Consider the following 13599-nt stretch of genomic DNA (forward strand, 5'->3'; position numbering starts at 1 on the left):
CATATTTTCAAGTAGGGACAAAGAAACAGGCGAAGCAAGTGATGGACGAATACACTGTTTTGAATGATCCGAGGAGGAGGGGAAAGTATGAAACAACATGTTACGCGTCGTGAAGCGTTGAAATTCGTGGGCAAGAATATCGTTGCGGTGAAAAAAGACGGCACTCGGGTTACGGGGAAGCTGTTGAAAGTATCCGGCAATAAATTAGTGCTAAAGCGTGTGAATGGCAAAAAAGTGCGCACAAAAGCCATTCTTCCACTGGTTTTGTTTGATTTGCTTGCAATCGCCACATTGCCTTACGCTTACGGCCCGGGACCGGGCTATGGGGGTCCTGGATATGGAGGTCCTGGATATGGACCAGGCTACGGACCTGGACCAAAACCCGGCCCCGGATATGGTCCAGGCTATGGTCCGGGACCCGGGTTCGGACCGTATGGGCCACGTCCACCAGGATTTTTCTAGGAGAACCTAAATACTCTTTTCCATTTCGTAACAGCGGCTTATCATAATATAACGAACGGTACTATATCCATTTTTTTGATAGAACTGCAGCCCTTTTGTATTGCCTTCGTCGACCATTACTTTGGATCTTTTACAGCCTCGTGATGCGGCGAAGTTTTCGGCTTTTTGAAGCAAAGTCTGACCGTACCTTTTACGCTGTTCCTTTGTAGCAACTGCCATCATATCGACATATAACAACTCGCCGTGCATAAGAAAATGTATAAATGCTACAGCTTCTTTGTTCGGGTCCGGTGAGACAACAAAGGTCATGCCCCTGTTCATACGCAGGGGTATGTCTTTGCGTATTTTGTTGATTTCATTGGTACTCATATGGGATAGAGGAACAAGTTGCGAGTCAATTAAACTCATGATGGCGCCATCATCCAGCCTCGAATTGCGTTGCCGAATCACCATGCTGATCCTCCTTTCAAGACTAGTCGTGCTGCTCGTATATCCTATGCCTGGAGCAAGATAAAAGGTGACTGAATGAAGTGGAGGGAATAGGGTAACGTTAAGTAGCGTAGTAGCGAGATAAAGGGCGTTTAAAAATTTTATCCAAATCAGGTATTGACTTATCGGTTGGAGGAATCATATAATGTTCCTAACATTTAACGAGAATATTTAATCGGCTATGAAGAGGACGAAGTTTTAAGGGCTCTTTTGCTCAGAGAGTGGCTGGATCTGCTGAAACCACCACCATAATCCCTTATATACGAGCTCACCTCGGAGCTGTTTTCCTGAAAAGCATTGGATGTCACTCCACTCGCGTATTAGGGAAAATCGTATGTCTGCGTTACAGACAACAGGTATGGAAGACGGCTATGTCCGTTTGACCTATCGTTTTTTGTACCTGGTAAGGTCCGTTATTGCGAAATTTCGGACAAAGTTGGGTGGTACCACGGAAGCAACAACCTTTCGTCCCTCGCAAGCATTAACTTGTTTGCAGGGATGAAAGGTTTTTTTTGTAACTTCAAATGTCAGAATGATGTAAATTCCGAGAGGAGGATGACTGATGGGAGCTCAAATTCCAGAAGTACGATCAACAGATGAATTACGTGAAAAATGGATGAAGCCGGAGGTCATTAGCGGTTCTGAGATTCTGCTAAGAAGCTTGTTGCTGGAAGGTGTCGAGTGCGTATTCGGTTATCCGGGCGGAGCGGTGTTGTACATTTACGACGCGATGTACGGTTTCGAGGACTTCAAGCATGTACTGACTCGGCATGAACAAGGTGCGATTCACGCAGCAGACGGATATGCACGTGCGAGCGGCAAAGTTGGTGTTTGTATCGCAACCTCCGGTCCGGGAGCAACGAATCTTGTAACCGGAATTGCAACGGCATATATGGATTCCGTACCGCTCGTTGTCATTACGGGGAACGTTATTTCCAGCCTGATTGGTTCGGATGCTTTCCAGGAAGCGGATATCACCGGTATTACAATGCCAATTACCAAACACAGCTATCTGGTAAAAGACGTTAAAGATTTGCCGCGTGTCATTCATGAAGCATTCCATATTGCTAATACAGGACGTAAAGGTCCGGTGTTAATCGACATTCCGAAGGATGTTTCTGCCAACAAAACCTTGTTTGAACCGATTACTGAACCAGTGACGCTGAGAGGCTACAACCCTCGGACAGTGCCAAACAAACTTCAGGTTGATCGACTGGCTCAAGCCATTCAGGAAGCAGAGCGTCCGATGATCCTTGCAGGTGGCGGAGTCGTTTACTCCGGTGGACACGAAGCACTGTTCGAATTTGTTGAGAAAACAGGCATTCCAATCACAACGACACTTCTTGGACTTGGTGCTTTCCCAAGCGGACATGAACTTTGGACCGGAATGCCGGGTATGCACGGAACATACACGTCTAACCAGGCGATTCAACAATCGGATCTGTTGATCAACATCGGAGCTCGCTTTGATGATCGGGTTACAGGTAAACTGGACGGTTTTGCACCACATGCCAAAATCGTGCACATCGATATTGATCCGGCTGAAATTGGCAAAAACATTGCGACGGATATCCCGATCGTTGGGGATGTGAAGACGGTACTCGAAATAGCCAACAAGGAAGTGCAGCGTGCCGAGCGTGCGGATGCCTGGAGAGACCAGATCAAGCAGTGGAAGCAAGAGAAACCATACAGCTACACGGATTCCGAAGACGAGTTGAAACCACAATGGGTAGTTGAGTTGTTGAATGATACAACTAAAGGTGAGGCGATCGTGACTACTGACGTTGGTCAGCATCAGATGTGGGCGGCGCAGTACTACAAGTTCAATCAACCTCGCTCATGGGTAACCTCCGGCGGACTCGGAACAATGGGCTTTGGATTCCCTTCGGCAATTGGTGCACAGATGGCGAATCCGGACAGACTGGTCATCTCCATTAATGGCGATGGCGGAATGCAGATGTGTTCACAAGAACTGGCAATCTGCGCAATCAACAATATCCCGGTCAAGATTGTCATCATTAACAACCAGGTGCTTGGAATGGTTCGCCAGTGGCAGGAGATCATCTACGAGAACCGTTACAGTCACATCGATCTGGCAGGAAGCCCGGATTTTGTAAAACTGGCTGAGGCATATGGTGTAAAAGGACTGCGTGCCACGAACAAGGAAGAAGCTGAACGGGCATGGCAGGAAGCACTGGATACACCTGGACCGGTCGTTGTAGAATTTGTTGTTCGCAAAGAAGAAAATGTATATCCAATGGTTCCGCAAGGAGCAACAATTGATCAAATGCTGATGGGGGATGCTGAGGAATGATTAGACATACGATTTCGATTTTGGTCAACGATCAGCCTGGCGTCCTGCAGCGGGTATCGGGGTTGTTCGGTCGACGTGGGTTCAACATTGAGAGCATTACGGTAGGTCAGTCGGAAGAAGCAGGCTTGTCCCGTATGGTCATTGTCACTATTGGTGACGACAAAACGCTGGAGCAGATTGAGAAACAGCTCTATAAAATCATTGACGTAATCAAAGTGGTGGATTTCAGCCTCAAGCCGATGGTTGCCCGTGAACTCGCTTTGATTAAAGTAAAAGCAGAACCTTCCGAACGCCCTGAAATCATGGGAGTGGTTGAAACGTTCCGTGCATCGGTTGTGGATATTGGTCCAAGTAGTCTGATGGTTCAGGTTGTTGGAGATACGGACAAAATCGACGCCATGATCGAGCTGCTTAAGCCGTATGGCATTCGCGAACTCTCGCGGACTGGTGTAACTGCACTGGTACGTGGAAACGTATAATTGCCAATAGATCTAAATCTATGGTCTAATATGCATATCGGATAAGCAACGAAGGATACGAGAAGAAGCAGTACAACAGACTGCAGGTGATCCTTGAATGACATCGTGATCCTGCATCTGCTGCAATTCAACATTTTAGTGATGTAACGCTTGAAAAGAGAGCTACACACCCGCATTAAAGGGCGGGTGTCTGAACGGATCGGATCAGACCTGATGTGCTGGAACAGCCAGCATGCCGGTCCCTTGAGACACCCGCTCATTAATGAAGGGTTCTTTACAATACAAAGGAGGACTTATAAACATGCCAGTAACTACTTATTATGAACAGGATGCAGAGCTTAGCGTATTGAAAGGAAAAACGATTGCCGTAATTGGTTACGGTAGCCAGGGCCACGCCCAAGCACAAAACTTGCGTGATAGCGGTTTGAATGTAGTCATCGGACTTCGTGAAGGTAAATCGTTTGACACTGCAAAAAATGATGGATTTGAAGTATTGTCTCCGGCTGAAGCAACTAGCCGTGCAGATGTGGTTCAAATCTTGCTCCCTGACGAAACGCAAGCTTCTGTATACAAAAACGAAATCGAACCTAACCTGAAAAAAGGGGCAGCATTGCTCTTCTCCCACGGTTTCAACGTTCATTTCGGTCAAATCGTTGCTCCAAAAGACAGCGATGTTCTGCTGGTAGCTCCTAAGTCCCCTGGCCACATGGTACGTCGTACCTACGTGGAAGGATTCGGTGTACCGGGCCTGATCGCGATCGAGCAAGATGCAACAGGTAAAGCAAAAGACATCGGTCTTGCATATGCAAAAGGTATCGGCTGCACACGTGCAGGCGTTATCGAAACATCCTTCCGCGAAGAAACAGAAACAGATCTGTTCGGTGAGCAAGCTGTTCTGTGTGGCGGTGTAAGTGCCCTGGTAAAAGCTGGTTTCGAAACGTTGACAGAAGCTGGTTATGCTCCTGAAATGGCGTACTTCGAGTGTCTGCACGAATTGAAACTGATCGTTGACCTGATGTATGAAGGCGGACTTGCAAGCATGCGTGATTCCATCAGTAACACAGCAGAGTACGGTGACTATGTGACTGGACCTCGCGTTGTAACTGAAGATACGAAGAAAGCGATGAAAGAAGTCCTTTCTGATATCCAACAAGGTAAATTCGCACGTGACTTCATCCTGGAAAACCAATCCGGTCGTGCGTTCCTGACAGCAACTCGTCGCAACGAAGCTGAACACCCAATCGAAGTGGTTGGCGGACAATTGCGTGAAATGATGCACTGGATCAAGAAGTAAGCATTTGCACTTAGAGGTTGTTCAAAAAGTCCTCAATTGATCACGAAGTAGCCCACGAAGCGAACTCGACATCGAATCTTGCGTTCACCTTCGGAGTCCGGTGCTCATGTAGGTTTGCCTACACTCCGCTCCTCCTCCTTCAGGTTCTCGTAACCTTCTCGGTGCTGAATCGTTGACTTTTTGAACATGCACTTATAAGATAAGCAATTTTACAGCTTTAACCGGAAATAGCGGCCGTGCTTATGCGTGTGCCGCTATTGCTGGTTTAGAGGCAAACATACATTACAGTCTAGGAGGTGCGAGGCGTGCGTAAAATCTATGTATTCGACACAACGCTGCGTGATGGAGAACAATCCCCGGGAGTCAATTTGAACACTCGTGAAAAGGTGGAAATTGCCCATCAGCTCGAGCGGCTTGGGATTGACCGGATGGAAGCCGGTTTTCCGGCAGCATCTCCAGGCGATCTGGCAGCGGTAAATGCAGTAGCGAAAGCGGTTAAAAATATTACGGTTATCGGCTTGTCCCGCTCCAGAGAGCAGGATATTGATGCGGTTAGAGAAGCGCTGAAAGGTGCACAGGACCCATGCATTCACGTATTTTTGGCAACTTCACCGATTCACCGCCAACATAAATTGCGCATGGACAAAGCGCAAGTGCTGGATACGGCTCGTTCTGCCATTCGTTATGCGAAGAAGTCATTTTCCAAAATTGAGTTCTCTCTTGAAGATGCAGGCCGTACCGAATATGATTTTCTCGTTGAAATGGTGAACATGGCCGTAGAGGAAGGTGCTTCGGTAGTTAACATTCCGGATACAGTAGGATATCTGAGTCCTTATGAGTACGGTAACATTTTCAAGCATCTCAAAGAGAATGTTCATGGTATTGAAAAAGTGCAGCTGAGTGCACATTGTCACAATGACCTGGGTATGGCAACTGCCAATACACTGGCTGCCATTCTGAATGGTGCAGATCAGATCGAAGGTACGATTAACGGAATCGGTGAGCGTGCAGGAAATACGGCGATCGAAGAAATTGCCATGGCACTGGAGACACGTCAGGAATTCTTCCAGGCAAAAACTTCTCTGCAGCTTTCGGAAATTGCACGTACCAGCCGGCTCGTTAGCCGTTTGACAGGAATGGTTGTTCCAGGAAACAAAGCCATTGTTGGTGCGAACGCCTTCGCACATGAATCCGGTATTCATCAGGATGGCATGCTGAAAGAAAAAACAACGTACGAGATCATGACGCCAGAGACCATTGGTCTGAAGGAAAGCAAGCTCGTACTGGGTAAACACTCTGGACGCCACGCGTTCCGTGAGCGCTTGATTGAGCTGGGTTATGAACTGGATGAAGAAGCACTGAATCGAGCTTTTGCCCAATTCAAAGATCTGGCGGATAAGAAAAAAGAAGTCACTGATGAAGATTTGCTCGCGGTAATCGAAGAGAAATTGCAGGATGCACCTGAGGTGTACAAACTGGAATCCATCTTCGTGACGTATGGGGATGAATCGACTCCGACAGCCAAAGTCCGTATCGCCACGCTTGACGGTAACACCGTTGAACAGCAAGCGGAAGGTAATGGTTCCGTTGATGCCATTTACAATGCGATTGACAAGGTGAGCGGGGAAGAAGTTACGCTGTCTGATTACTCCATCAAGTCGGTTACACATGGTAAAGATGCACTCGGTGAAGTGCATGTTGTATTGACACAGAACCAGGTTTCCGTTCAGGGACGCGGTGTAAGCACCGATATTTTGGGTGCAAGTGCACGTGCTTATGTGGATGGCCTGAACCAACTGATTGAGAAACGTAAAACATACACCAACCGTGTCAACGTGAATCTGTAAACAGACGCAGCAAGCATCCAATGCACTCGAACTGCACTGCAGTTTGTTGAGCAAGCTAAAAAAGTCTGACCCTAGGAATGGACCTAAGGTCAGACTTTTTGCTATAGCTTGAATGATATGTTTATCAATTAGGACGGATCTAGAAAATTGCAACTAGAGCAGATTACCAGGCATACGCGTTGGGGGCATGTCCACCCGGACCCGGGAATATCTCATCAAGACGTTTAAGCACCGCTTCATCCAATGTGACTTCAAGACATTTAAGTGCAGTTTCGAACTGCTCCAGCGTACGGGGACCGATGATTGGTGCGGTCACTGCCGGATTGGCTGCAACCCAAGCCAAAGCAATCGTATCCTGTGGTTCACCAAGATCGCGGCACAGTGCTGCAAATTCTTCAAGCTGGGTTTTATGATGTTCAATGCGTTCCGCGATGCCGCCGCTGCGTGTGCCTTCCAGCTTCTGAAGTGCATTGCGACCCAGCAAGCCACCATCAAGTGGGCTCCATGGAATCACGCCAAGGCCCAGCTCTTTGGCTGCAGGCAGCACTTCGAGTTCAGGCAAACGACAGTTAAGACTGTATTTATGCTGCTCGGACACCAAACCGAGGAAATGGCGTTTTTTGGCTTCGCTTTGAGCAATGGCAATCTGCCATGCAGCGAAGTTGCTTGATCCGACATAACCAATTTTGCCTTGATGGACAGCATTTTCGAATGCCCCCCATAGCTCGTCCCAGGAAACCGCCGGGTCCACGTGGTGCATTTGATACAGCTCTACATGGTCTGTCTGCAAGCGGCGAAGGGAGCCTTCCAGATGACGTCTGATTTTATAGGCAGAGAGACCGGCATCGTTGTTGGGACCATCCGTTTCATCATGCATGGAACCATACACCTTGGTCGCAAGCACCACTTTTTCACGTCTGCCTCCACCCTGGCTGAACCAGCGACCGATTATTTCTTCGGTAAGGCCGGAATTTTCACCCCAACCATAAATGTTAGCGGTATCAAAAAAGTTAACGCCAGCATCGAGTGCCGCATCCATGATACGGAATGCTTCTTTTTCATCTGTAGCAGGTCCAAAATTCATGGTGCCGAGACAAATCCGGCTTACTTTAAGACCTGATTTTCCCAAGTACGTGTATTGCATGGTTTGCAATCCCTCCTGAGTTACCTGAATTTGACTTCACGTATTATTTTACTCCAGTCTGACGAGCAGAACAACAGCCCTCCAAACCTCTTATAGGTAAAATCTATTAAAGTCATAGATTGTATATCTTGGTCAAATGACCACTGAATATGATACAAAAGAGAGAGTTAAGTATGACACGTTCGATTGAGAATGAATGAAGGAGTTGGACAACCCATGACAGACGTAAAAAAAATTGCAGTCATCGCAGGTGACGGTATCGGTCCGGAAGTTGTAGCGGAAGCAGAGAGAGTACTTAAACGCACGGAGGAAGTATTCGGTTATCGTTTTGAAACCGAGCACGCACTGTTTGGCGGAATTGCGATCGATGAAAAAGGCACGCCTCTTCCAGAGGAAACACTCACCGTATGCAAAAGTGCGGATGCCGTATTGCTCGGAGCCGTTGGCGGTCCGAAATGGGACAACAACAGCAAGGAACTCCGTCCGGAAACGGGCTTGCTGGGAATTCGTAAAGCGCTCGGATTGTTCTCCAACTTGCGCCCGGCCGTTGTGTTTGACTGCCTGAAGGATGCATCCACATTGAAACCTGAAGTACTGGAAGGCACGGACCTAATGGTGGTTCGGGAGCTGACCGGAGGCATTTACTTTGGTGAAAAATTCAGACGTGAAGGCTCACAGGGGCAAGAAGCTGTGGATACCTGTGTATATAATGTAACTGAAGTGGAGCGGATAGTTCGTCAAGCATTCGAAATTGCTCAAGGACGCCGCAAAAAACTCGCTTCTGTGGATAAAGCCAATGTACTGGAGACATCCAGACTCTGGCGTGAAGTGGTTAACCGGGTAGCCCCGGAATATCCGGATGTTGAAGTGGAGCACGTTCTTGTTGACAACTGTGCGATGCAGCTGCTGCGTCGTCCAGCCAGCTTCGACGTCATCGTAACGGAAAATATGTTCGGAGATATCTTGAGTGATGAAGCAGCAATGCTGACAGGTTCAATCGGTATGCTGGCCTCTGCATCACTGGGCGAAGGCAGCTTCGGTCTGTATGAGCCGGTACATGGTTCGGCACCGGATATCGCTGGTCAAGGATTGGCCAATCCAATTGCCACGATTCTATCTGTTGCACTTATGTTCCGTACAACCTTTGGTTACGCTGAAGGTGCGGATGCCATTGAAGCTGCTGTAGCTGAAGTGCTGAATGCAGGACACCGTACAAGTGATATTGCTGTAGATAAGAGCAAAGCCATCAGTACTACGGAAATGGGCGATCTGATCGTTGCAGCGATCCGTAAACAGGCATAGTTCAGACATCATGATCGGGCAGCCCTTAGCTTTCCAATAGGAGAGATTGAGGGCTGTTCCTTTATATGTTGGGCTTTAGATTTTGGCACGAAAATTTCTTATTTATAATTATTATAAAAAAATAACGTTTATAATCTTGACTTTGAGAAGTCCGGATGATAACATTTTACTTGTACTTGTTATCAAGTATCAAACCATTTTAATAACAGGAAAAGCTTTCGCGCTTTTCTTGATGATGAGCAATCCATATGGATGCTTACATAATCCCAAAGGAGGAATTTTTAGTTATGGCAGAACGTTTGGTTGGTAGACCAGCACCGGATTTCGCAATGGAAACAGTATCGGGAGACGGACAAGATTTTGGTTCCGTTAAATTGTCCGATTACCGTGGCAAATGGCTCGTATTCTTCTTTTATCCTTTGGACTTCACATTTGTGTGCCCAACTGAAATTACAGCTTTGAGCGATGCTTCCGAGCAATTCAAAGCTTTGGATACTGAAATTCTTGGCGTGAGCGTTGACTCCGTACACAGCCACAAAGCTTGGATCAATACACCTAAAGACAGCAATGGCTTGGGTCAATTGAACTTCCCACTGGCTTCCGACATCACGAAGCAAGTGGCTAAAGATTACGGCGTTCTGATCGAAGAAGAAGGCGTTGCATTGCGCGGTCTGTTCATCATCGATCCAGAAGGCGAATTGAAATACCAAGTGGTTAACCACAACGATGTAGGCCGCAGTGTTGAAGAAACACTTCGCGTACTGCAAGCACTGCAATCCGGCGGATTGTGTGCAATGAACTGGAAACCAGGCGACAGCAACCTGTAAGTCTGATTAACTTGAACGTTTGTGGTTCAAGCCCTCATCCCATTCGGGATTGAGGGCTTTTTGCACCCTTTTTCCCAAATATTATTTGGAAGTTGGATTAGGGTGTTTAGACAGGGCAAGAAACGTGTTAATGAAGTATTATAGGAATGAGAGGTTTTTACATCTCCCGAAAGAGGAATTGAAGGCCTTTGAGGCGAATAGGGTATGGAAACCCCGTAAATATTTTCGGGCCATCACCATGATAATATGGTAATGAATGAGATACACTGATGGAACAACTTCTTTTTCAGAAAAGCTGCAGGTGCTAGGGAGACCATATCTAAATATAAGGTCCCGGCACGTAATAAGGAGGGTGAACAAAAATGAGTTACTGTTGTGGGGCAAGTATGGTGGGAACAAAGGGCACGCTGAAGCATTACCGCACCCAGGTTCATAATGTTCCCCTGCTGTTTTGTCCGGTATGCCACCGGGTGGAAGTGCATTACAAAGTGGAAAATGAATATGAAATTTTGGCTGAATATGCGCATGGCGACGGAGCTTCCGAGATTGATTTTCAGGATTACGTGACGGAGGATGAGGATGCAATCTTCGAAAATTGCGTCAACCGCGAGAGCGAGGATGCGATGGTCATTGTTCAGCGACAAATTGACATGTCACTTGATCTCCTGAGACTAGCCAAGGAAATGAAGGATGAGAAGTGGGAGAGCGAACTCAAACGCCGATTAGCCGTAATGAGCCAGCGCAGACTTAAAATTCAGCACAATAAAAGCGGACTATAGATTAATTTGAATGCTATGCTATAAATTGTTATGTAACCATTTGGATATGAACGAAGCTGATTCGCGATATATGCGAAAAGGCTTCGTTTTTGTGTTTTGAAAATCGGGTATTTCGAGGTTTTTCTTAAAATAATTTCCATTCGACACTTTCTCTGATTGACTCTCTTCTATAAACTTGTCTATGATAAAAACAGACTTGCAAAAGAGGCGGAGCAAATGAAATGTTCGTGTTTGGGAATAGGAGAAGGTTTTGAATGGAACAAACCACATATATTATTTTCCGGATCAATTGTTGGTTACCGGGAATAGACCAGCTAAGGTTCCGGACGTGCCATCCATATTTTCGGCTCAGCCCCCCAACGAAAGGGCACCGGTAATGAAAAATAAATCGGCCCTTCCTGTTTCTGTGATGATATGATGTCCGAATGGCAAGTTTATCATTTACGTGAAAAGGAGGAACCTGTCATGATTAGTGAATTTCAGGATACAGTGCCTCACCCAACGAACAGTTTCCCGCCTGTACATCTGGATTACAACAAATATGAAAATGTTCTGGAGCATTTGGATAGTGGTATTATGTTGTTTGACAGCAACGGTGTATTGACGTTTATTAACGTTCAAATGGCAAAATTGTTGGAGCTTCCCCGAAGTCTGTTGAGCGGCTGCACCCTGATGCAAATGCTGCATCATCCACAGATGAGCCGATTTAAGAAAAAGAAAATTTTACGTATCTACCGGGAGACCATCTTCCACCGTAAGCGCTATCATGAACTGATTGATGAGTATGGCAGACACTGGCTGGTCACAGTAACCTACGGAGATCAGATGGATGGAGATTTTTTGTTCAGTGTCAAGGACGTATCGGATTATAAACAAATAGAACAGACTGCTTATCAGAATGACAAGCTTGCCATGCTGGGACGCATTTCAGCATCCATCGCGCATGAAATTCGCAATCCTTTGACAGCGATCCGCGGGTTTATACAGCTGCTGCGCCCACATTTGCTGCAATTGGGGAAAGATGAATACGCCAGGATCATATTGACGGAGATTGACAGGGCGAACGATATTATTTATGAATTCCTGAATTCCTCCAAACCGTCAGCACCGCAGAAGACCATTATATCGGTGGATTCCTTACTCAAAGAGGTCGTCTTACTGACGGAAAGCGAAGGCTTGATGAAAGGGTGCGAGATTACCCTAGATGAAGCAGACTCGCCGATGAACGTCTCCATTGATGTTAAACAGATTAAGCAGGTTATTCTGAATATGGTGAAAAATGCAATGGATGCCATCGAGGGCGTAGGCGAGGAGCATACAGGTCGCATACGGATCTCCACTGAAACCGAGAACAGGTATGTGCAGATTTCCATTACGGATAACGGTCAGGGTATGGACCACAACACGCTTGTACGTCTGTTTGATCCATTTTTCACGACTAAAGAGAGCGGGACAGGACTGGGTCTTTCGGTAAGTTATCGCATCATCAAAAACCACGGGGGCACAATCTCGGTTGATAGTAAAAAGGGTGAAGGAACCCGGTTTATAATTATGCTCCCATTAGTGTAATACGGCAAAATGAGAAGGAATCGGCATGTTGGCCGATTCCTTTTGTTTTTTTTTGGAAGCATTATGGGTTATAGTTAGAATGAATGCGGATACATACTCATAGCTTGCGAAAGGAAGGTGCATGATGAATATTCAGGAAATGGAACAGATGAATAAAAATCTGACGAATCATGTGGGACAGGTTATTGTAGGCAAGGAGCAAACCATAGAACTGATCATGACCGCAGTTATCGCTTCAGGACATGTATTGCTTGAGGACGTACCAGGTACAGGAAAAACACTGCTGGCCAAATCGGTAGCTTCATCTTTGGATTGTACGTTTCAACGCATACAATTCACCCCGGACTTGCTGCCGTCTGATCTGACGGGGATTCATTTCTACAATCAAAAGTCTGGTGATTTCGAATTCAGAGCCGGTCCGTTGTTTGCGAACCTTGTGCTGGCCGACGAGATCAATCGTGCTACACCGCGAACCCAATCGAGCTTGCTGGAATGCATGGAAGAGCGTCAGATCAGTATTGATGGTTCAACGAGACAGCTGGAACGTCCATTCATCGTAATAGCAACCCAGAACCCGATTGATAATCAGGGGACCTTTCCGCTGCCTGAGGCACAAATGGATCGATTCATGATGAAAATTCGCATGGGTTATCCAAGCAGTGATGAAAGTGTAGAGATTCTGAGAAGGACTATAGCCGGTCGTTCGGTTAACGATCTTACATCCATATTAAGTCGTGAGCAGCTTCTTGAGGCGCAGCGTACATACCAGTCCGTCCAGGTCGAAGAAGACCTGCTTAAATACATGATTCGTCTTACAGAAGAGACACGCAGACACCCTGAGCTTTCGCTTGGTGTTAGTCCAAGGGGAGCGCAAGCCTTACTGAAGGCGTGTCAGGCATGGGCCGCATTGCATGGCAGGGATTACGTTCTACCAGATGACATCAAGATTCTGGCTGAACCTGTACTGGCTCACCGACTTGTATTCCGTAACAGGGTGAGGCAACAGGAAGGCGCTGCGGAGCGGATCATTCATGGGATTCTGACCCAGGCAGAGGTGCCAACGGAGAGCATTGGCACCGGCAGTGGACGGTAA

12 protein-coding genes are annotated in these 13599 nt (G+C 46.8%); 10 read left to right on the top strand and 2 right to left on the bottom strand.

Features of this window, described 5'->3' with window-relative positions:
* The first annotated feature begins 87 nt into the window (after positions 1-87).
* On the top strand, positions 88-462 hold the full coding sequence (locus tag PIL01S_RS21790; protein WP_127539345.1) for a hypothetical protein: 375 nt from the start codon (positions 88-90) through the stop codon (positions 460-462).
* 6 nt (positions 463-468) lie between these two features.
* On the opposite strand, the gene PIL01S_RS21795 is transcribed toward PIL01S_RS21790, so the two are convergent.
* Positions 469-912, bottom strand: a complete 444-nt coding sequence (locus tag PIL01S_RS21795; protein WP_371859982.1) for a GNAT family N-acetyltransferase — start codon at positions 910-912, stop codon at positions 469-471.
* Between the two features lie 601 nt (positions 913-1513).
* Between PIL01S_RS21795 and ilvB the strand changes: the two genes are divergently transcribed.
* The 4 genes from ilvB (at position 1514) to PIL01S_RS21815 (ending at position 6885) form a co-directional block, all read left to right on the top strand.
* Positions 1514-3265, top strand: a complete 1752-nt coding sequence (ilvB, locus tag PIL01S_RS21800; RefSeq protein ID WP_127539347.1) for a biosynthetic-type acetolactate synthase large subunit — start codon at positions 1514-1516, stop codon at positions 3263-3265.
* Entirely contained in the window at positions 3262-3744 is a 483-nt protein-coding gene (gene ilvN, locus PIL01S_RS21805) for an acetolactate synthase small subunit (RefSeq protein WP_095288328.1), read from the top strand. The genes ilvB and ilvN overlap by 4 nt, the downstream gene beginning before the upstream one ends.
* A 301-nt stretch (positions 3745-4045) precedes the next feature.
* Entirely contained in the window at positions 4046-5038 is a 993-nt protein-coding gene (gene ilvC / locus PIL01S_RS21810) for a ketol-acid reductoisomerase (RefSeq protein WP_095288327.1), read from the top strand.
* A gap of 305 nt (positions 5039-5343) precedes the next feature.
* Complete coding sequence (locus PIL01S_RS21815) at positions 5344-6885, top strand: 2-isopropylmalate synthase (RefSeq protein WP_127539348.1); 1542 nt, start codon at positions 5344-5346, stop codon at positions 6883-6885.
* 163 nt (positions 6886-7048) lie between these two features.
* Here PIL01S_RS21815 and PIL01S_RS21820 read toward each other — a convergent pair whose 3' ends face one another.
* The gene (locus PIL01S_RS21820) at positions 7049-8029 is read right to left on the bottom strand and encodes an aldo/keto reductase (protein ID WP_127539349.1); all 981 of its coding nucleotides are present in this window, start codon (positions 8027-8029) and stop codon (positions 7049-7051) included.
* Positions 8030-8245: 216 nt separating this feature from the next.
* On the opposite strand from PIL01S_RS21820, the gene leuB reads away from it, so the two are divergent.
* From leuB to PIL01S_RS21845, 5 genes are all read left to right on the top strand, one after another.
* Positions 8246-9331, top strand: a complete 1086-nt coding sequence (leuB, locus tag PIL01S_RS21825; protein ID WP_095288324.1) for a 3-isopropylmalate dehydrogenase — start codon at positions 8246-8248, stop codon at positions 9329-9331.
* A 287-nt stretch (positions 9332-9618) separates the two neighbouring features.
* On the top strand, positions 9619-10158 hold the full coding sequence (locus PIL01S_RS21830) for a peroxiredoxin (RefSeq protein ID WP_062320195.1): 540 nt from the start codon (positions 9619-9621) through the stop codon (positions 10156-10158).
* Positions 10159-10520: 362 nt separating this feature from the next.
* On the top strand, positions 10521-10937 hold the full coding sequence (locus PIL01S_RS21835) for a hypothetical protein (protein ID WP_024628323.1): 417 nt from the start codon (positions 10521-10523) through the stop codon (positions 10935-10937).
* Positions 10938-11402: 465 nt separating this feature from the next.
* Positions 11403-12506: an ATP-binding protein gene (locus tag PIL01S_RS21840; protein ID WP_127539350.1), complete on the top strand. Its 1104-nt coding sequence runs from the start codon at positions 11403-11405 to the stop codon at positions 12504-12506.
* Positions 12507-12630: 124 nt separating this feature from the next.
* Complete coding sequence (locus PIL01S_RS21845) at positions 12631-13599, top strand: AAA family ATPase (protein ID WP_127539351.1); 969 nt, start codon at positions 12631-12633, stop codon at positions 13597-13599.

The sequence above is a fragment of the Paenibacillus illinoisensis NBRC 15959 genome (genome assembly GCF_004000925.1).
Lineage (GTDB): Bacteria > Bacillota > Bacilli > Paenibacillales > Paenibacillaceae > Paenibacillus > Paenibacillus illinoisensis.